Origin of the sequence: Hymenobacter sp. H14-R3, from assembly GCF_030063445.1 — a bacterium.
Lineage (GTDB): Bacteria > Bacteroidota > Bacteroidia > Cytophagales > Hymenobacteraceae > Hymenobacter.
The window spans coordinates 52,697-72,721 of the sequence record NZ_JASITD010000025.1 but is presented as its reverse complement, the minus strand read 5'-3'; the positions used below and the strand labels follow the sequence as shown (position 1 = coordinate 72,721).

The 20,025-nt window shown below is 61.0% G+C and carries 13 protein-coding genes; 5 read left to right on the top strand and 8 right to left on the bottom strand.

Going from position 1 to position 20,025, the window contains the following annotated elements:
- Positions 1-133 precede the first annotated feature (133 nt).
- Positions 134-712 (top strand): MOSC domain-containing protein, encoded by a 579-nt coding sequence (locus QMK33_RS18880; protein WP_283566177.1) that lies wholly within the window; start codon positions 134-136, stop codon positions 710-712.
- An 81-nt stretch (positions 713-793) separates the two neighbouring features.
- On the opposite strand, the gene QMK33_RS18875 is transcribed toward QMK33_RS18880, so the two are convergent.
- Together QMK33_RS18875 and QMK33_RS18870 are read right to left on the bottom strand one after the other, a co-directional pair.
- A complete protein-coding gene (locus tag QMK33_RS18875) occupies positions 794-2,194 on the bottom strand; it encodes an RtcB family protein (protein ID WP_283566176.1) in 1,401 nt (466 codons plus the stop codon).
- A 1,157-nt stretch (positions 2,195-3,351) separates the two neighbouring features.
- Positions 3,352-4,881, bottom strand: a complete 1,530-nt coding sequence (locus QMK33_RS18870) for a TROVE domain-containing protein (protein WP_283566175.1) — start codon at positions 4,879-4,881, stop codon at positions 3,352-3,354.
- Between the two features lie 678 nt (positions 4,882-5,559).
- Here QMK33_RS18870 and QMK33_RS18865 point away from each other — a divergent pair.
- Positions 5,560-6,564, top strand: a complete 1,005-nt coding sequence (locus QMK33_RS18865; protein WP_283566174.1) for a J domain-containing protein — start codon at positions 5,560-5,562, stop codon at positions 6,562-6,564.
- A 69-nt stretch (positions 6,565-6,633) separates the two neighbouring features.
- Here QMK33_RS18865 and QMK33_RS18860 read toward each other — a convergent pair whose 3' ends face one another.
- The 5 genes from QMK33_RS18860 to QMK33_RS18840 form a co-directional block, all read right to left on the bottom strand.
- Positions 6,634-6,930 carry a putative quinol monooxygenase gene (locus tag QMK33_RS18860; RefSeq protein ID WP_283566173.1) on the bottom strand — a complete coding sequence of 99 codons (297 nt, stop codon included), beginning with the start codon at positions 6,928-6,930 and terminating at the stop codon, positions 6,634-6,636.
- A 111-nt stretch (positions 6,931-7,041) separates the two neighbouring features.
- Entirely contained in the window at positions 7,042-7,755 is a 714-nt protein-coding gene (locus tag QMK33_RS18855; RefSeq protein ID WP_283566172.1) for a PD-(D/E)XK nuclease-like domain-containing protein, read from the bottom strand.
- A gap of 147 nt (positions 7,756-7,902) precedes the next feature.
- Positions 7,903-9,270 (bottom strand): DUF4270 family protein, encoded by a 1,368-nt coding sequence (locus QMK33_RS18850; protein ID WP_283566171.1) that lies wholly within the window; start codon positions 9,268-9,270, stop codon positions 7,903-7,905.
- Positions 9,245-10,324 (bottom strand): Kelch repeat-containing protein, encoded by a 1,080-nt coding sequence (locus QMK33_RS18845; protein WP_283566170.1) that lies wholly within the window; start codon positions 10,322-10,324, stop codon positions 9,245-9,247. Before QMK33_RS18845 ends, QMK33_RS18850 begins: the two co-directional genes overlap by 26 nt.
- Before the next feature lie 194 nt (positions 10,325-10,518).
- On the bottom strand, positions 10,519-11,733 hold the full coding sequence (locus QMK33_RS18840; RefSeq protein WP_283566169.1) for an ABC transporter permease: 1,215 nt from the start codon (positions 11,731-11,733) through the stop codon (positions 10,519-10,521).
- Between the two features lie 81 nt (positions 11,734-11,814).
- On the opposite strand from QMK33_RS18840, the gene QMK33_RS18835 reads away from it, so the two are divergent.
- The 3 genes from QMK33_RS18835 to QMK33_RS18825 all read left to right on the top strand — a co-directional run bounded on the left by QMK33_RS18835 (position 11,815) and on the right by QMK33_RS18825 (position 14,643).
- Positions 11,815-13,050 carry an exo-beta-N-acetylmuramidase NamZ family protein gene (locus QMK33_RS18835; RefSeq protein WP_283566168.1) on the top strand — a complete coding sequence of 412 codons (1,236 nt, stop codon included), beginning with the start codon at positions 11,815-11,817 and terminating at the stop codon, positions 13,048-13,050.
- Between the two features lie 77 nt (positions 13,051-13,127).
- A complete protein-coding gene (gene fmt / locus QMK33_RS18830; protein WP_283566167.1) occupies positions 13,128-14,102 on the top strand; it encodes a methionyl-tRNA formyltransferase in 975 nt (324 codons plus the stop codon).
- Between the two features lie 43 nt (positions 14,103-14,145).
- Entirely contained in the window at positions 14,146-14,643 is a 498-nt protein-coding gene (locus QMK33_RS18825; protein WP_283566166.1) for a dihydrofolate reductase, read from the top strand.
- 109 nt (positions 14,644-14,752) lie between these two features.
- Here the strand turns inward: QMK33_RS18825 and porU2 are convergent, their stop codons facing one another.
- On the bottom strand, positions 14,753-20,005 hold the full coding sequence (porU2, locus tag QMK33_RS18820; protein ID WP_283566165.1) for a putative type IX secretion system sortase PorU2: 5,253 nt from the start codon (positions 20,003-20,005) through the stop codon (positions 14,753-14,755).
- Positions 20,006-20,025: the final 20 nt, after the last annotated feature.

The following is a 20,025-nucleotide window of genomic DNA, read 5'->3' as shown; positions in this document are numbered from 1 at the left end:
TGGTAGAACAGTGGCAAGACCGCCAGAATGCGCGGCCCAAGCCCCGCAACTGGCAATTCAAAACGGCCGATGCTCGCATCAAACTTGCTAAATTATACCCGACTATCTAATGTTTTTCAACCAGTAGTACCAGATGGCTTTCCCATTTTTTGGCGACGATAAATCGACGGTGGCGCGCCTACTATCCACCCTACCCCAGCAAGGCCGCATTGAGTGGATAGGCCTGCGCGCCGCGCGCCGCACCGAGCCCATCGCGGTGTTTGAGGCCGAGGTGCTGACCGACGCGCGCCTGGCCGGCGACCACGCCAGCCTCAAGCCGGGCGGCAAGCGCCAGCTTACCCTGGTGCAGCACGAGCACCTGGCGGCGGTGGCGGGCTTTTTGGGAATGACCGAGCCGGTAGCGCCCGGCCGCCTGCGCCGCAACCTCGTGGTAAGCGGCCTCAACCTACTGGCCCTCAAGGGCCGGCAGATTCAGCTGGGCGAGGAAGTTATCCTCGACATCACTGGCGAGTGCCACCCGTGCTCGCGCATGGAGGAAGAGCTAGGCCCCGGCGGCTATAACGCCATGCGCGGCCACGGCGGCCTCACGGCGCACATTGCGCAGGGCGGCACCATTCGGGTGGGCGATGCGGTGCGGGTGCTGCCCGCCGCCCCGGCCCCCGAAAAAGAGGATAATAAAAAACCCGCAGCCAAAGGCAGCGGGCTTTCCTGAGCTATGAAAACACGGCTCTGGCGAGCCTATTGTACTTTACGAAGTAGCGACCTCAGCTGGATTTAGCTGGCGGAACTTTTTTTAGGCGCCATCCATGCGTACAATCTTTGGGGTGAAGGAACCGATTACGTCCACCAGCTCGCGCTGGCTGGCCATCACCGTGTGAATGTCTTTGTAGGCCATCGGGGCTTCGTCGAGGCCCCCGCCAATGAGCTCGATGCCGTGGTCGGCTAGGTGCCGGCGCACGTCGGCTTCGCTCAGCTCGGCCTTGGCGCGGGTGCGCGACAATAGCCGGCCCGCCCCGTGCGATGCCGACGCCAGCGAAGTGGCCTCGCCCCGCCCCCGCACAATGAAGCCGGGGGCCGTCATGGAGCCCGGAATGATGCCCAGCACGCCCGCGCCGGCCGGCGTGGCACCCTTGCGGTGCGTTATCACCTCACGGCCATCGGCCAGGCGCTCTTTCCAGGCAAAGTTGTGGTGGTTTTCCACTTTAGCTACTGGCTTCTCACCCAATGCTTTAGCTAAGCGACGGTGAATGTGCTCGTGGCACGCCGCGGCGTAGTCGCCGGCCAGGTTCATAGCCGCCCAATACTCCTGGCCGGCCTCGGTATCGAGGCCCAGCCAGGCAAGGTACTGGGCCTCGGCTGGCAGCTGGCACACGCCCTTGGCCAGCTTGGTGTAGTGCTCGGCAATGGACGCGCCCAGCCCCCGCGAGCCCGAGTGCGAGAGCACGCCCACGTACTGGCCCAGGGGCAGGCCCATCTCGTTGGTGGGGTCGGTGATGTCTACCAGCCCGAATTCCACGAAGTGATTGCCCGAGCCCGACGTGCCCACCTGCTCGGCGGCCTTATCGAGCTTGTTTTTCAGGAAGGGAATGGCCTGAAACTCGGGCCGGTCGAGCACGTCGTGGTGGAGGCGCTGGCCCCGCTCCCAGCTCCGGCCACTACCAAAGCGGGTATTGTCGAGCAGGACTTTGCGCATCTCCTGGGTGCGCTGGGTCAGGTATTTACCCGGCAGCTCGAACACCGACAGGGCCATGCGGCAGCCAATATCCACGCCCACGGCGTAGGGAATCACGGCGTTATCGGTGGCCAGCACGCCGCCAATGGGCAGGCCGTAGCCGTAGTGGGCGTCGGGCATGAGTGCGCCCGCCACCGTTACGGGCAGCTTCATGGCGGTTTCCATCTGGTGAATGGCGCCGGCTTCGATGTGCTCAGCCCCGAAGGTGACGTACTCCTTGCGCGCTACCAGCTCGATGTGGCGCGACACGGGCGGCAACAGCGCCGCCGATATGTGGCTCCAAGCCAGGTGCGTGAGGTAATCGGCCGGGTTAGCCAGCACGGCTTTCAGCGTTTCGAGCTGCTCGGCCTGCGTGAGGCGCTTGAATTCTTTGCGCTGCAACTGCGCCAGTGCCAGCCCAATAGCGCGGCCCTCAGGAAACCCGAGCTGCCGCAAGTCATTGCCTCGTAAGATAGAAGCCATTTTGATTGAATGTTAAAAATTAATACTAGTACTATTCGGTGAAAACCAGTCGGCTTGCGGGGGCATATCGCCTCCTTTTAGCAACTGGGTTTTCAGGTGGCGTACGGGGCGGGCTACCGGCGTTGAGGCGGCTGTCTGCTCTTTGAAAGAACAAGCGGAAACAAGCGGCCCTGACGACGAGCGGACAGCCGCCTCAACGCCGGTAGCCCGCCCCGTACGCCAGCCTGAAAACTGCTTTAGCACGTTGAATATCCAGCGGCCCGGAGGCCGCAAAAACGGTTGATTTATTGAAAAAACAACTCGGGCAACGAGCGCCTCGCCCGCTGTATGTGCGTTGCCAGTTACGCCATCGCCGGCCAGGCCAGCGGGCCGGATTCGAACCAGCATCCCATCGTCCTAAACGAAGTAGGGCGGGGCTACGGCACCGGGTTGTTTTTATAGCTTTCCGTGCGGGGCAACAAGCGCCCGGCCTTCATATCCTGCTCTACCTGGCTGAGCTACAGCCGCTACCGAAGTAGCAGCCAGCGGGATTCGAACCCGCGACCTGGCGAATCGCAATCGAAGTAGGGCCGGACTACGGCACCCGCACGGATAAAACAAGTAGTGGGGCAACAAGCGGCGGGCCAATCATAATGCGTCTACCGTTTCGCCACCCGGCCCGAAGACCGGGGCAGGATTCGAACCTGCATGCCTTATGGCACTATACACGAAGTATGACCCACCTACGACACCCACTAAATTAGAACTGGTTTGTAAAAGGAGTTAACTACCCAAAATCCAGGGCGACAAGTGGTTGGCGTGTTTGTACACCGCGCCCGAAGGAGCGGCGATGGGATTCGAACCCAGCGGCTTGCGCCGACTACCACGAAGTAACGCCGAAACCTACGGCACCTGAAAAAGAGGGAGTTAAGCAAAACTGGTTTGGAACGGGCCGCCGGAGCATCGAGGCCCCGGCGGGTAACCGTTCCGGCCAGCGGCTGCCATTAAGGGGTCAGCCGTGTGCCTAAGTCGGATAGCATTAGAATGCTTGGATTAAAGGTGAACAATTAGTTTGCCAATTTTTATAACCAGGGTCATTTTATTTTCCTTAAGTTGTAAATCGACGCTTGAAAAACTGGCCGGGGTTCCGCTTTACTGCCGGCCAGGCTGGGCTGTTTTCAAAGCTCAGTTTTTTCAATTACTGCTAGGGTACTCTCCCCGTTTTCGAGCGCGGCCAGCACGTCGAACACCTTGTCTGACCAGCCCGCGATGAGGGCCACGCCCTGCGCGGCGCGCACCTGTAGTGGCGTGGTGCCGTGGCCCGCCAAATCGAACAGGTAGAGCTGGGCCTGGGGAGCCACGTTGGCGCGGTAGGCAGCCCATTCCTGGGCCAGCGTGTTACCGTGACCCGTACTATCCCAGAGCTGGCAGTCGGTGAAAATCAGGATTTTATCTACCACTTCCTGGCGCTGGCGCAGGTCTTGCACCACCAAGTGGCCGTTGGTAGAGAATCCCACCTCATTGGCCCGGCGGTAGAGTTCCTGCACGTTGCCCAGTACCGGCCCCTGCGGCAGGCTAATACGCTGCCAGCGGTCGCCAAACAAGCCCGTAACTACGTGCTGGCAATGACTTTGCAGCAACATGGCCAGCACCAGGCCCACGTCGTAGAGCAGCACCTTGCTGCGCGGCGAAATGGGTTGCTGCATCGAGCCCGACACGTCGCAGGCCACCACCACGCGGGTGGTGGGCCCAAAACCGCGCAGGTTCGCAGCACTGGCCCCAATGGCTGCTTCCAACGCCGCCAGCACCGGCGCTACCGCGCCCGATTCCAGGGCCAGTACCTCACGGTAGGCGGCTAGGAAGCGGAAGGGCATTTGCCGGGCGCGGGCCACTTGCTTAGCATCGGCCAGGGTAGCGCAGACCTGGGCCAGGGTAGCGGCGTTTACGTTGGTTTCCAGCAAGTTGCGCAGATTTCGCAGCAAGGCCATGTAGCCCAGGCGGCCACTCTGCACCAGCGTTTCCCACACGGCCGCCAGGGCCGACTGGCGCTCGGCAGGCGAGGCATAGGCCACCTGGCCGGCGGCCGACAACTCGGTTTCCCAGGTATAGGGCACGGGCAAGGTGCCCGTTACCAATTGGTCGAATACGGCTTGCTGAGCGGCATCGCGGGGCTTGGGGTGCACCAAAAACAAGGCATCACGCAGGCGCACGGCGGTACCGTCGCGGTTGTACTTAGCCAATTGGTACGCATCAAACTTGTTGAAGGCCAGCGCCAAGCCGTGCTGAAGCTGTTTCGAGAGCCGGCCGAGGGTTTTGGTACCCGCCCGGCCATTGGCCTGCGCATAGCAGGCCAGCAACTCGGGAATTTCGTCGGCACGCTGCACCACCCGCGCCACCAAGCGGCTCACGAGGCTGTCGCCGCGGTGAATGCGCGCCAGCTCCACCACCAACACCAGCGGCATCGAGCGCAGGTAAAGCTTCTCGCGGGCATACACCGCCAGCCGGGCCACAAAATACGGGTCGTTGCGAGCCACTAGTTCGCGCAGGCGGTTCAAGCGGGTAGCGGCCGTTTCGTACAACTGGTCGCTGAGGGCGGCCGTAGCCATGGCGGCGTACAGTTCGAAGGCGGGTGTGAGCAAGTAAGTGGGTGCCCCTTCGTGATTGCGAACGGGCGCAGACTTGTTGCGCGGGTTTAAATTGAAGCGCATAAAAGTGACTGATATCGGGTGGGAAATAGGCAGCAATTAATTCTGATTAGTATTCTCAAACTGGATTGGACGTAATTCTTCCATTCAAATAAAAGCTATTTTTATTTGGAAATAAAGCCCATGAAAAAGCCTGGTTTCTAAGGCCAGGCTTTTTCTACAAGGTGGTTATTATCGGTAATTACCGACAAGTATATCCTGAAGAAAAAGCGCGACGATACCGTTTAGCCCAAGCATGACTCTCCTGCTGGGCAGGCAATTCAAGCAGGTAACTGGGGCGGATGCGAGGCATTGGGCAGAAAGCTAAACGGTTGATAATCCGTTGGCAACAAAAAACCCGAGCTTCATGGGCTCGGGCGGCGACAGTTTTAGCAGGCGCTAAAATCAGGCAAACGTACCGAGCTGAGGCAGCGCTTTTGGCTGCTTCTTATCCGAATGGCGACGGCTGATTGGTAGGCGGTACATAGCTGTGGGTGTTTAGTGGGACAAAGGTGAGACAATTATTTTACTCCCGCAACTAATTGCGTAATTATTTTTACTATTAATTAAAAATAATGATTAAGCCGGAGATAGACTATCAATTTTTTTATGCAATATCCTCCCTTATTTTGGCTGCCTGCGCCAGCTTGTTTTTACGGCCTGTAGCCAGGTGCTGTTTTGCGGGATGTTATTTTTGCGGCCGTGAATATTCCTTCTTTGCCTTTGCGGCAGTTTTTACCGGCGCGCTTAGCGGGCGCAACGACGGGCTCGCCGGTGCAGCAGGCATTCCGCCAGGCTATCGGGGCCGTGGAAGAATTGCGCGAGCAGCTGCGCAGCCTGCGTGAGCAGCAGGCCGCTACTCGCCAGGCTTATTGGCGGCAGGTGGGGCCGCTGGCCGCCGCCACGGTAGCCGCCCGCCGCGCCCTCTACGAGCCGCTGGAAACTGCCCTCACGAGTGGCTACCTCAGTCGCGCCGAGGCGCAACAGGTAGCTGAGGTGCTTTGGCGAAATGCCCACAGCCTGCAAGAGCGCTTTGGCGAGGAGGAGGCCGCTATACTGGCGCGCTACGCGCCCGCCCCACCCCCACCCGACCCCGTGCTGCCCGCCACAGCCCAAACGCCCACGCAGACCCCAGCGCATGAGCAGGCGGCCGCCACAGCCCGCGAGCGCCGCCAGCAGCGGGCGCAGCAGGCCCGCGCGGCACAGGCCCGCGCCGCCGATACCGAGGGCCAGGCGCTGCTGCAGAATACGAAAGCGGCCTACCGGCAGCTCGCCCGCCTGCACCACCCCGACCGGGCCGCCCAGGGCGACGCGGCCACCCAACAGGCCCAAACGGAGCTTATGCAGCGCATTACGGCCGCCTACTCGGCTGGCGACCTGGCCGCCCTACTCACGCTGCTAGCCGAAACCGATAGCACGGCATCGGCCAACAGCGAAGAAGCAGATGCATTATTTGGACGCTACACGGCGGCGCTGGCGCAGCAGCAGGTGCAACTAAGCCAGCAGCTGGCCTTAGCGCGGCAGCCCCTCGACAGCGCGCCCTGGAGCGGCACCGAGAAGCAGCAGCGCACCCGGCTGCGTGAACTGAAGCGCAGCCTGCGCGCCGAAACCGAGTACCTGCTTTTTTTACTGCGCCAGCTACAGGAGCCGGCCACGCTGCGGCAGCTTCTGCGCGAACTGGCGGCCAGCGGACAGGCAGGGTTTTAACAAAAGAAGCCCCCGGCCGCGCCCGTTGAGACGAGCGCGGCCGGGGGCTTCTTAGGGCCTGATGACAGGTTATTTATTGGCCAATACGTCCACCATTTCAATGACAGGTGGGCTGGCCCACAAGTCGGCGTGCGTGCCGAGAGCGGCGGCTACCTCGCCGGCCAAGTGGGCTTTACGGCCCTCCTCGTCGGGGAAAGTGTCGAAGATGCCGAAGGTGGAGGGGCCTAGCTGCAATGCGTACCAAGTGGCCGTGGCGGGCTCACCTTGCACAATAGTAAGCGCGCCACGCAGAAAGTCGGCGACGGTTTGCTCGTGGCCAGGCTTCACTTCGAGGCGCACCAACAGGGCTTTTTTTACTTCACTCATGGGGTGGGGTGGCTTGATTAAGGGCCGGTGCCACAGTTGGCACCAAGCTACCCTAATTACTCGCTACGCAGCCAATTGGTTTTTTTTATTACTGGTGCTTATCGCGGCAAGCTACAAGCCAAGGGCCGTAACGGCGGCCTGCACAGCCTCGGCGCGGAAGGCGGGGGCCGTGCCGGGGGCACGCAACAGCTTGAGCAGATGCATATACTTGCGGCGGCCTTCGGCCAGCATATCGGTCGTTACTTCGAGCGGAAAAACGCCGAAGGGCTCCACCTTTTGCACCCCCACCAGTAAAAACCGCTCGGCGTGCAGCGCATCGGTGTAAAAGGCCGCCTGCCGGTCGTAATCGTAGGCCGAGCACTGCCAGCGGAAATGCTCGGCGTCGCGGGCCATGGTCGTTTTAAAATCTACTACGGTGTAGGGCTGGCCGGGCTGGTCGAGCACGAGGTCGGCGCGCAGCTTGCACATGGTATCGGTAGTCGGCTCGGTAAATAGTGCGCTGCGCTCGGTGAGGCCGTGAGCCAGCAGGCGGTTCATCTCCGTGTTCAGCTTCACGCCTTCTACCAGCCACCAAATGAGGGTGTCGTTGAGGCCCGGCTGCCCGGGTTGGTAATCGTCAGGCTCCAGCAAGGCGGTGTGAAAAGCCGTGCCGAAGCTCAGCGCGCCCCCATTCAGGCCCGAGTCGCGGCGGGGCGGGCGGCCATCAAGGGCATCGCGCAGGCGCGACAGGTCGGAGTTGGCGATGGCGGGTAGGGCGCGGTAATCATCGTACGATACCCGCAGTAGGTCGGGGCGGGGAGCGAGGGGCAGTAGTTGGTCGGACACGTTTTCTTAACAGGGATTATCTTAAAAAGTATCCTTCTGCGGGCTAGAAGCCGAGATAGTAGTAGTCTTTAAACGAAGAAGCCCCAGAGCCGGGCTCCGAGGCTTCCACAAAAAATGCTCTACTGGCTATTACCCAGTGGTAGCAACCTACTGAATTCTAATGAAATAGAGCCGTAGCTGAAGCTTATTTTGCGCACTGCGTTGGCTACCCAGCACTACCCGGCTGGGCAGGTCGGGCGCGAGGGAAGTCACCAGAAGGCCGTTGTTAGGCCGCGTGCGGTTTAGTACCGCTTGGACGTAGGATTCCACCGACCAAGAGTACGACCCCTGGTTGATGCCGGTAGTAGCCGATATGGCACTCAGGTACTTCACTTCGGGCAGATACGTCTCCACGGGCCGATTGTCGACGCTGCTGGTATTAATAACCAGCGAGGGCGGGGCCGGTACGTAAGACGTGAGCGTAGCGCTTGGCACCAGCGCCGTAAGCGTGGCACTCGTTATTGTGAGGTTATTGCCAAACTGCTGAATATTAGTTAGATAAGGAAATTCAAGCTTGGTTTGCAAGCCTAATACCCCTTCAATGTACGTTTGCTCGCCAGTGGGGGCCGAAGGCACCGCTTGCAGCGAAGTAGTGGGCAAATAGCCAACCGAACCGTTGCGAACGGCATCGACCTGGAAGAAGTGCCGCGCGCCAGTTGAGAGCGGAAACGTGTTATTCAGCACCACGGTCGGGTTGGCGGGGTCGTGATAATACAGGGTCATGGCCGCGTCGGCCGCCTTGGCGCTTAGGCCTAGGATGGTGGCGTTGTCGCCATCGGCAGGCGTGAGCACGAGGCCGGGCAGGTAAGCGTCAAAGTCATCCTGCGTCGTCAATCGGCCGGCCTGCGCCTTTGCTAAAATATCCTGACCAAACGACTTGTCCAGTGGAATGCGCAGTGTGGCCGTGCGGCGGGCCAACCCCCGAGGCGGGCTGCCGCCCCGGTTCACATTTTTCGGGTCGTAGCGCAGGTTGGTGAGCTTCGACGAGGCAAACGAGTATTTGGTAGCCGAAATAGGGTCAATCAGCTTGTGCACCTCTACCAGCGCCTGGGTTTTGGTAGTGTCGCCGTAGCGATACGTGGTGGGCTTCATCACCAGCACCAGCGAATCGTATTGGAACGACGGGTCAATGCGCAAACCGCTGATAACCCCTAGCCGGAAGTAGCTGCGCGCCGTGAGCGTACCCAGTAGCGGGTCGTAGGTACGTCCCACCATCAGGTTGTCTGACGTGGACGTTACCACGGAGTCGCGCAGTACGGTAGAAGACTTAACGGTAATGGTATCAATAAGATACGCCCCCGTATCGACATTGGCGTCGGGAAGCCCGACGCCAATGTCACTAGTGCTCTTGGTACAGGCAGCCGTTGCCAGGGTACCGGCCGCTGCTAGCAGCAGCAGCAGGTGGTGCCAGCGCCTGGTGCGCGGCTGCGCGGCCGGGGCCGCCAGCTGCTTACTCTTGTGCAAGAGTGGGGTCAAATTTCCAGAAATCATCGAAGGGGGTGTTGCCCGATTTGCCGGTGCCCACGTAGCCAAAAGTGCCAATACCGAAGGCCACGGCCGAGGTGCGGCCCGCGCCCAGGAAGGGGTTCATCTTGGTCCAATTGTCGAGCGTAGGGTCATACGAGTAGCAGTCGGTGCGCACGGCCCCGTTGAGGCTACCCACGGCCACGTAGCCCATGTTGCCCACCGTGAAGGCGGAAGCGTAGGCGCGCTGCAAAAGGCTGTTGTCGTAAGTACCGGTCGAATTGCTGATGTTGGCCAAGTCATGCAGCTTGGTCCAGGTGCCGCTACCGGCCGGGTTATACGACCAGAAATCGGTGTTGGAAACCAGGTTGTTGGTACCGAAACCTACGTACATCTGGCCGTTGACCACGAACGTCGAGCCGAAAATGCGCTTATCGCCGGGGAAACCGCTGGCCAGGGCGCTCCACTTATCAGTGGCGGGGTTGTACTGGTAGAAGTCCTTCTGGTTGTTGCCGTCGTAGCCGCAGCCCACGTAGCCTACGTCGCCTACGCTACCAGCTACTGCGCCGTAGCGGGCCGTGCCACCCGCCACGCTAGTGAGGTCGGCCACTTTTTTCCATCTGCCCAGGGTAGTCGAGGTCACGCCGGCCACGGTAGTAGGAGTGTCCAGGGTAGGGTCAAACTGCCAGAAATCGCTCAGCGAGTTCACGCCGTCGTAGCCGGTGCCCACGTAGCCTTTGCCACCCGCCGTAAAAGCCACGGCGTTGTAGCGGGCCGTAGCAGGCATGGAAGTCAGCTTAATCCAGCTGCCCGTGGCGGGGGTGTAGGAGTAGAAGTCGTTGTAACGCACGTTGTTAGCATCCACACCGGTGCCCACGTAGGCCACATTGCCGATAACGAAGCTTACGGAGCCACTGCGGGTAACGCCGGCAAACGCATTGCCTCGGGTCCAGTTACCAGTTGCGGTAGCAGAATCATTGTTTTTTTTGCAGCTGCTGAGGCCGAGACCTGCCAGCACCACTAGCAGGGCCAGCAAGCGGCCGGCCAGCCGAGGAAAGTTTTTCATGAAAAAAGGTAAAGTTGTTATACCCAAGAGAGCGTACCGACTGCTTAACTGGTTGCACCCGGCTTTTATTTTTGACTAGCCCATTTGGCCCCGCTAAATTACGCCTGGCCGGCTAAGTGCGCCTATTTTTGTCGCTCATCGCCGGCTTTTTACCGCTTAGCCTCCCAAATAGCCTGCTGCCCGCCCGCCCAGCCTTAGTCGAACCGAATGGCTACCATCGGCTTGATGCGGGCAATCATATAGGTGGGCACGAGCACGGCCAGTATGGAAGCGAGCAGCGTAGCTACGTTGAGCAGCACCATCACCGAGGGGCTCCAGGCAATGGGCACGCGGTCCATGTAATAGTTCTCGGGGTCGAGCGGAATGATGCGGAAATAATGCTGCAACGCGCAGAAGCCCAGCGCTACAACGTTACCAATCACCAACCCTTTGAGCGTGATGGCCATGCCCCGGAAGAAGAACATTTCCCGAATCTGGTTGTCGGTAGCACCCACCGCTTTCAGGATGCCAATCATCTTGGTGCGCTCCAAAATCATGATAAAGATGGTGGCAACCATGTTGAAGGTAGCCACAAAAATTATCAGAATAAGGAAGATGATAACGTTGCGGTTGAGCAGTTGAAGCCAGTCGAAAAGCTGCGCATACTGGTCGGTGATTTTTTCGATGCGCACCTCGTAGGGCAGCTTGTTGTAGAACTGTTTGAAGGTGGAATCGAGACGCTCGAAGTTGTGCAGGCGCACTTCGAGGCCGCCCACCAGCGAGTCGGGCCAGGCGTTGAGCTGCTGAATCTGGCGCAAATCGCCGAGCACATACACCTCATCAAACTCATCGAGCCCGGTTTGATAGATGCCCGACACCCGAAACTTACGCACCCGCGGCGGCTGCTGAATGAAGTAGAACAGCGCCGGGCTGCCCACTTTGAGCCGCAGCTTATCGGCAATTTTCTGCGAGATAACGATGTCGTCGCTGGCCGCCGTGTCGGCGTAGTGAATAAACTGGCCGGCCACCATATTCTGGCGCATGGCGCTGAGGCCGTGGGCCTCCGACACGCCCTTGAGCACCACGCCCAGCACTTCATCGGTGGTTTTGATGATGGCCGTTTTGCGCGCAAATGGCTGCACCGAAGCCACTTGTGGGTAGTGGGCCAGCTGGCGGCGCAGCGCAGGCTCCGAAATAGGGGCTACTTCCAGCGAGTTATTCGTGTCGTAGCGCGAGAGCTGCAGATGCGCCCCAAAAGAGAATATCTTATCTTGAATCTGCTCACGAAAGCCGTGCAGAATCGAGAAGGAGACTATCATCACGGCGATGCCGAGGGCGATGCTGACGGTGGCGATGCGCGTAACGGAGTGGGTAAAGGAGCCAGAGTCGGCTCCGTCCATGCGGCGCGATATGTAGCGGGCGATATTCACGAGTGGCGTAAAGCTACGCCCGCCCTGCGCGTTGCAAGGGGGCAGTAGCGCGCTTCTTACGCAGCAGGCTACTTTTGAGCCATGATGAAGTGGATTTTAGTGGCCGCCGGGCTGGCTGCCTGCACCGACCACCGCGATGCGGGTACCCAAGCTGCTTCCCCCAGCGCTAGCTTGGTTGGCGACACTGCAACCAACCACCAGGCCCAGGCGCCGGGCTTAGTAGTGGGCGCGGCGCAGCTACCGCGCTACCTGCCGCTGCTGCGCGGCAAGCGCGTGGGCCTGGTCGTCAACCAGACCTCCCGCGTGGGCAACACCTACCTGGTTGACACGCTGAAAACGCTGCACGTGAACCTAACGGCTATTTTTGCGCCTGAGCACGGCTTCCGGGGCGAAGCGGCCGACGGGGCCACTATCGCCAACGGGCGCGATGCCCGCACCGGGGTGCCCGTGCGCTCGGTGTACGGGGCCACCAAAAAGCCCACGCCCGCCATGCTGGCCGATGTAGATGTGCTAGTATTTGATATCCAAGATGTTGGCACTCGGTTCTATACCTTCATCAGCACCTTGCACTACGTGATGGAGGCCGCCGCCGAGCAGGGCAAAACGGTGGTGGTGCTCGACCGGCCCAACCCCAACGGCGCAGTGGTGGATGGCCCGGTGCTGGAAGCCAAACACCGCTCGTTTGTGGGCCTCGACCCGCTGCCCATCTGCCACGGCCTCACGGTGGGCGAGTTGGCCAGGATGCTAAACGGTGAAAAGTGGCTGGCCGGCGGCCGGCAGTGCGCCCTCACCGTGGTGCCGGTGGCCGCCGGCTACACCCACGCCACGCCCTACGCGCTGCCCGTGCGCCCCTCCCCCAACCTGCCCACGGCGCGCGCGGTGGCCCTGTACCCCAGCGTCTGCCTGTTTGAGGGTACTAATGTGAGCGTAGGGCGCGGCACCGACCGGCCGTTTGAGGTGATTGGGGGTCCTGCGCAGCCGGCCACGCGGCCCTACCAGTTTACGCCCCGGCCCAATGCCGGCTCGCCCACGCCCCCGCTCAGTGGCCAGCTCTGCTACGGGCTCGACCTGCACCAACCCGCGCCGGGGCAACCCGCGGAGTTTTTCACGGTGAGCTATTTACTTGATTTTTACAAGAATAGCACCGATAAGGGGCATTTTTTTGGTAAATACTTTGAGCAGCTGGCTGGCACCGACTCGTTGCGGGCGCAGGTGATAGCCGACCGCTCGGAGGTGAGCATCCAGGCCAGCTGGGAGCCGCAGTTGGGGCAGTATAAAACGCTGCGTAAGAAGTATTTACTATATCCTGAGAAGTAAGCAATTTGCTGGGGTTGCCTGACCGAACCGCCGACTTCCGCGCTTGACAAGCTAAAGCTTATCCTACATTCCTTTTTATGAAACTTCGCATTGTGTTTATGGGCACGCCCGATTTTGCCGTGTCTACCCTGGATGCCTTGCTGGCGCTGCCCGAAGCGCAGGTGGTGGCCGTAATTACGGGGCCCGACCGGCCCGCCGGGCGCGGGCGGCAGCTGCAAGCCTCGGCCGTAAAAGAGGCGGCGCTGGCCCACGGCTTGCCCGTGCTACAGCCCACTAATCTGAAAGATGCTGCCTTCGTGGCCGAGCTCAAAACGTATGCCGCCGACCTGCAAGTAGTGGTGGCGTTTCGGATGCTGCCCGAAGTGGTGTGGAACATGCCGCGCCTGGGCTCGGTCAACATTCACGGGTCGCTGCTGCCGCAGTACCGGGGCGCGGCCCCCATCAACTGGGCGCTCATGCACGGCGACCAGGAAACGGGCGTGAGCAGCTTCTTTCTGCGCCACGCGATTGACACCGGCGACCTCATCTTGCAGGATAAAATCGCCATTGCGCCCGACGACGACTTCGGCTCCTTGTATGATAAGCTGAAGGTGCTGGGGGCGGCGCTGGCCGCCCGCACGGTGGCGGCCATCGCGGCCGGGGCCGCCCCCAGCACCCCACAGCCCGCTACCCCCAACCTGCGCCCCGCCCCCAAGCTCACCAAGGAAACCGGCCGGCTCGACTTCACGCGCCCCGCCCCGGAACTCGTGAACCAGGTGCGCGGCCTGGCCCCCGCGCCCGCCGCCTACACCACCTTGCCCGACGGACGAACGCTTAAAATATTCAAGGCCAGGGTATTACCTAACGATGATACCCTGCCCCCCTACTTTGCCGTTACGCCGGGGGCCGCTACCACCGATGGGCGCTCGTATTACCGCATCCAAACCGACCCGGAAAATGAGGGCGGGCTGCTCGACCTGCTGGAAGTGCAGCTTGAAGGCAAGAAGCGCATGGGCATTGCGGATTTATTACGCGGTACCAAGCTGCCGGCAACCACTGAACCGCTGGGCTAACGCAGCTAGTGATTAATCATAACTCATTATCTAAAAGTACTTTATGGTTTCCATTATTGTAGCAGCTGCCGAAAACGGGGTCATTGGCCGGCAAGGGCAGTTGCCCTGGCGGCTGCCCGCCGACTTGCAGCACTTCAAGGCCCTGACCCTGGGCCACCCCATCGTGATGGGCCGGCGCACGTTTGACAGCATTGGGCGGGCCTTGCCGGGCCGCACCAACATTGTAGTTACCAGCCAGCTCGACTGGCCCGCGCCGGCGGGCGTGCGGCGGGCGCACTCGCTGCCCGAGGCGCTGGCGCTGGCGGGGCAGCAGCCGGGCGGCGCGGAGGTATGCATCATCGGCGGCGGCGAAGTCTACCGCCAAGCCCTGCCCTCCGTTGATGTGGTGCACCTCACCGAGGTGCACACCACCGTACCCGATGGTGATGCCTTTTTCCCCGACCTCTCGCCCACCGACTGGCGCGAGGAAACCCGCGCCCGCCACCCCGCCGACGCGCAGCACGCCGTGGCGTACAGCTTTGTCACGCTACGCCGGCGGTAGTGGTAAGTGAGTAGTTGCGTAAATGAGTAAGGGAGTGAATTAGCCAAATGTCATAACGACAGCTGGTTAATCCACTCCCTTACTCATTTACGTAACTACTCACTTACCGCTACCGCAGTAGCACGAGCTTACCCCAGTCGTTTTTGAAGGCTTTGTCGCCGGCGGTGGTGAATTTCTTGTATTCGCCGGTGGGGTCGTCGATGGCCACGCGGTAGAGGTAGGTGCCGTTGGCGAGGCGGTCACCGTACTGGTCGGTGCCGTCCCAGGCGTAATCGGTGATGTTATTGCCGATGTGCAGCGGGCCCAGCTCGTTCATAAAAATCTCGCGCACCACGCGGCCCGTGAGGGTCATAATCTGAATTTTCATGTTGCGCGGCAGCTCCTGGCCCGTCACCGTGAACACAAACTTGGCCTTGCTGGTCACCGGATTGGGGTACGGGTACACGTTGGAGATTTGCGAGGCATTCACCACCACAAATTTCACCTGGTAGTCCTGGGTACCGGCGCTGGCATTGGAGGCATCGCGGCCCTGCACGCGCAGGGTGTAGGTGCCATCCGAGAGGGGACCGTTGAGGCCGGGCTGGTATTCGAGCCGCGCTAGGCTGCCCGCCGTGTTGTCGACGGTGAAGCGCATCTGCGCCCCATTAACATCAACGGGCACGGGAGCCTGGTTATCCTTTTGCAGAAACACAGTAAAATACGACGCATTCTTAATAAGCCGCAGCCGGTCCTCATCCCGAAGCTGAATGGCAATAACCGGGCTCGGAGCCACTAGCTCGCCATCCAGGATGTGGCGGCCGTCGATGGCTACGTCCAGCGTGGGCGGCACGTTGTTGTCGCGCACCGTAAACGCATCCGTAATTAGCTCATTATTAAAGTAATACAGCTCGGGCTGCACTCGGGGGTTAACCATCACCCGCACGTAAAACTTGCCAAAGGTGCCGGTTACGTCGAGCCGCACGTTCACGGTGAGCACGCTGTCGTTGGCGGGTAGCTCGCGCGGGGCGGTGAGCGTGGCGGTTTTAACAGCCAAGCCGGTGTTTACGTTAATGAGCTGCACCTGCACTTGCAGGCGGCCGGTAAAAGCCTCCTGCGAGATGTTGTCGAACTTCACCGGGAAGGTGAGGAAGCCGGCATTAACCGCCTGGTTTTTGAGGCTGGTTGAGTCATACTTAGTCGTGGCTACCAGGTCGCGGCGCACCACGCCTTCGGGCAGGCCCTTGTAGGTGAGCAGCCACTGCTTAAGCTGCGGCGGCGTGCGGTTTACCGAGTCGCGCAGCACCAGCTGAAGCTGCATATACGGGTAGGTAGTGGCCGAGTACGCGCTCATATCCAAGTTCTTAGTCCGGATATCCGGGTTCAGCACCGTCGCCTTGTTGCTGGTATCGAGGCCCACCAGCGCCAGCCGGTAGCTGGAGGTGGGCGTTTCGGGCCGAATAACGTCGAACAGCGTGCGCCACTGCTGGGCCGGGCCGATGAGCGTGCTCGTGACGGTACCCGCCTGGCCGGGCGTGGCCAGGGCGTAGATGAGCACAACGGTCTGGCTGGCCGGCGAAGGCTGGCTGCGGTCGGGGCCGGTTTCGGCCAGGGCCAGGCCGCCAGCGGCCTTCTTCTGGGCCACCAGGGCCCAGGGCTCGCCGTTTTTGAGATTAGCTACTACCTTGCTGCCCAGCAAGGTAGCTACCTGCCGCATGGTAGCGGCCACGTTGGGGTCGGCAAAGCGCAGGCGGTTGGCGCTCACCAGGGCCACGTAGCTACCGTCGGGCACCTTGCCCAAAAAGTCGAGCAGCTCTGCCCGGCGCGTGGCGCTGTTGTTGAGGTTATCGAGCGTGTCGGCGTCTGCGGCAAAGTGATAGAACATCTGCCCGGGCTGCCCGCAGGTGGAGTAGGTGCCCGGTATCGCCACGCGCTGCAGCGAATATTGGTCAAATACCGCGAGCACCAGATTGGGGGCCTTTACGGCGCAGGTGCCAATGTTGGGCACCTGGCTGCCCGTGGCAATGCCGAAGCCGCTCACCCCAAAGGTGAAGGGGCTACCCGGCGCGCCGCCACCCGCCGTGCGCAGGGTAAGGGCCTGTTTTTGGGGCGCAAAACTCCAGCGGTTGCTGGGGGCCGCCACGGCCACGCCCGCCAGCTGGTCGCGGTTGAACTGCCCGCTGTGGCTCTGCGACCAGCCCCCACTCAGGGCAGTCGGTATCACGCGGAAAGAGCTGACCTGCCAGCCGGCATCTTCGGTGCCCACCGGGCTGGTGAAGCGCACGCGCCAGTACCACACCGTGGAGTCACGCTTGGCGAGCAGCGCCTTGGGGGGCGTCCAGCTGGCGATTACGCCCGCCGAAATGGTTTGGGCCTGCAAGCCGCCGGGGCTGTCGAACGTGGCCACCGAATCGACCTGAAAGTCGTAGCTGCGCACTGGCCCGCTGGCGTCGTTGCTTTGGGCCGTGAGGCGGGGCCGGTTGCTGGGGATAATGGCAAATTCGGTAGGCGTGAGCAGCGTAATGCCGCGCTTCAGGAAAGAATAGTTGAGCGTAGCCGTGTTGTTGGTTTCGTCCAGCTCAGCAATCTTGTTGCGGTAGTCCAGCTCCACGGTAAACTTGTTGTCGCCGCTCACATCCAGCGTGCTGGGGTTGGGGATAACAATGGCGTACGTGGTATCGCGCTGAAATGCTTGAGGGAAGGGCTTTTGCAGCTGACCCAGACTATTCAGCTGATTGTTAAATACATACGTAATCGAAGGCCGCGGGGCGGGGAAGCTGCGCGTCACCCGAATCTCGACCGAATCGCGCGTAATGCGCAGCGGGTTACTGACCCCAATATTGAGCGTAAACTGCGTAGAGGCCGCCGAAATAGCCGCGTCGGGCGCAATGGGGCTTAGCGAGAGCGTGGCGTTGCTCACCACCAGGTCGGGCTTGGCCGGGGCGTACATGCGCAGCGCCGGGTCGCCCTGCCAGATGGTACATAGCAGCTGCTCGGTGCCCTGGGGGTTTTTGGCAAAGGCAGTGCTGGGCCCCAAGCGGCGCACTACCTCGCGGCGCACCTCAGCAATGGGGCGCCCAAACCACTGGGGGTCGTTGAAAAGCAGCCGGTACGTAAGTTCCTGCGCGGGGTCGAGCAGGTTTTCATATGAGAGGCCGCTCTCGGCCATCATGCCAATCGAGCCCTTGTTGGCCGCAAATATCCAGTCGGTAGCAAAGGTGGCTGTATTAGTAAATGCATTGCCCGCCGAGCAGCCGTTATACATCATTACCGGGTACTTTTTGGCGTTGGCGTAGCCCGTGGTCGGGTCGTTGATATCGCCCAGGTTCAGGTCAAACACCGTGGTAGAGCCGTGGCCGAAATAGGTAATCAGGGCCAGACCGGCATTCAGCTCATTGGGGATGTAGCTCGTCACCGGCAGCTCATCGCCCGTGTAGGCGCGTTGCGTAGTAGCCACCTTGCCGCCGAATAGTGGCCGCTCGGCCAGGCGCTTATACGCATCGAGGTGGGCCCGAAAAGCGGGGATTTCCGTGATGGTGTGGCCGCCGCTTATGTGCTGAATGTTTTTGTGCCAAGGCTCGGGGTTGAGCTGACCAGGGTTGATTTGAGCCTCGTATTCCTGGAGCTTGGTGAGGTACACCAAAGCTTCCTGAGGTGTAATAGCCACTACCCGGCCCGTAGCCAGGGCGGGCGTGTAATTATCATGCGGCCAGTCACTCGACAGAAATATATCGGACGTAGAGCGCGTCGAAACGGGCACCAAATCCAGCCCATTTTCACCTAATATCCGTCCTAAATAACCTACACTAGCGCCCTGCCGGTTATCCGGGGCTGCATCGGGCACGGGCGTGGCCGTTACCTGGGCCCCAGGGGCAATACCTTTACCCAGCAGTAGCAGGTATTTAGACTGCGCGGCCGGCGACTTGGCGGCCAGCCACAGCGCAAAGTGGCGCAAGGCAATAACTGAGCGCTCGCCGTAGTGAAACTGGTCGTAGAGCTGCGGCGCGGTCACCATTAGTGTATCATACGCCCCACCAGCCGCAGAGGCGCGGTAATTGGCGTAGGCGCGGGCCACATTGGGTACCGTGCCCGCCGCCTGCATCAGCTTTGGGTGGGTGATGACGATGAAATTAGGCTTGGCCGGGTCGATGGCCCGGAAGGTTACCCGGCGGGCGGGCGGCGGCACCACGCCCCGCGCTTCATCGGCAAGCAGCAGGTGGCGCGCCTGCTGGGTAGTAGCGTTGGCAAACACGTAGCGCCGGCCAGTGCTGCCCAGTGTGGGGGCCGCGGTGGGCTCTACGCGCTGCACATTCCAGGGGTCTTCAATATCGAAGCCCCGTACTGTAGCCGGCAGGTTATCAACCTCATAGGTGGCTGGACCACTCAGCAGCGAGTCGTTCTGGAAGAATACTTGCTGCCGGTCAGCAAACCACACGTTTTGCTGCGGGGCCGTAACGCGCCACCATGACTGCCGGTAATAATCGGTTCCCCCCGGCGAGCTAAAGCTAGTTTCGACCTGGCCACTACTACCAATATCACTTGCAAGCAAGGAATAGCGGCCACGTGCAATGTCAAACTCGTTGTAAGCCAACACTCCCAGAGTACGGGCAGTAGCCCCCGCCGAGGGTGGAATAACCTGAATACTTGTGCGGTGCACACTGCGGAAGCCGCCTATTACCCTCGTTTCCAGGGTGGGCGCGGGCGCGCCGGGGGCCGTGGCTACCGCCCGCAGGGCCGAGTCGAGGGGCGCGTGGGTCTGGTAGTTATACCAGCCCTGAAAGAAGCCTTCCCCCTTTTCCAGCCACGGCATAAAAATGTCTTTTCCCGAAGCGCCGCCTTCGGCATAGTTGGCTACTCTGAGCACCAGCGACGACTGGATGCGCCAGCCATGAGGGGCACCACCCGCGACCACGGGCTGGGCCATACGCTTGCCGGCCCGGTTGCCCCAGGTTACAAAATAGGCCGCCGTATCGGTGTAGAAGCTGTAATGGGGGTTAGCCTGGTCGAGCGGGTTCTTGTAGAACTCCCGGTCCAGCACGCCATCGTTGCGCTGGCCGTAGAACTCCAAAAAGGTCGAGTTGTCGAGTGTGGCCGAGTTGCCGCCCTGGTACACGGCCAGCTCTTTGCCGCGCCGCCACACTTGCAGCTGCGTGGGGGCCACGCCCCCCGCGCCCAGCCGGGCCAGGTAAGCCTGGTCGAGGCGATAAAGACCATCCTTCCAGACTTTTATCTTGTAATAAGGCTGGCCCTGCACTATCCACTCGTTGCCGAAGGCACCCGACTGCGCCTGCGCGGCCGTGATGGCCAGCGCCAGCAGTACGAGCAGCAGGCCCAGCGCGCGCCCGCGCAGCGTGTACACCCAACTGCGGAGGTAATATTTATCCATAGTGTTGACAGTCAATAAGT

Bases quoted from the DNA above. Each gene is read 5' to 3' on its own strand.
- QMK33_RS18880 (WP_283566177.1), top strand. From the start codon at position 134: ATGGCTTTCCCATTTTTTGGCGACGATAAATCGACGGTGGCGCGCCTA.
- QMK33_RS18875 (WP_283566176.1), bottom strand. From the start codon at position 2,194: ATGGCTTCTATCTTACGAGGCAATGACTTGCGGCAGCTCGGGTTTCCT.
- QMK33_RS18870 (WP_283566175.1), bottom strand. From the start codon at position 4,881: ATGCGCTTCAATTTAAACCCGCGCAACAAGTCTGCGCCCGTTCGCAAT.
- QMK33_RS18860 (WP_283566173.1), bottom strand. From the start codon at position 6,930: ATGAGTGAAGTAAAAAAAGCCCTGTTGGTGCGCCTCGAAGTGAAGCCT.
- QMK33_RS18845 (WP_283566170.1), bottom strand. From the start codon at position 10,324: ATGAAAAACTTTCCTCGGCTGGCCGGCCGCTTGCTGGCCCTGCTAGTG.
- QMK33_RS18835 (WP_283566168.1), top strand. From the start codon at position 11,815: ATGATGAAGTGGATTTTAGTGGCCGCCGGGCTGGCTGCCTGCACCGAC.
- fmt (WP_283566167.1), top strand. From the start codon at position 13,128: ATGAAACTTCGCATTGTGTTTATGGGCACGCCCGATTTTGCCGTGTCT.
- QMK33_RS18825 (WP_283566166.1), top strand. From the start codon at position 14,146: ATGGTTTCCATTATTGTAGCAGCTGCCGAAAACGGGGTCATTGGCCGG.
- porU2 (WP_283566165.1), bottom strand. From the start codon at position 20,005: ATGGATAAATATTACCTCCGCAGTTGGGTGTACACGCTGCGCGGGCGC.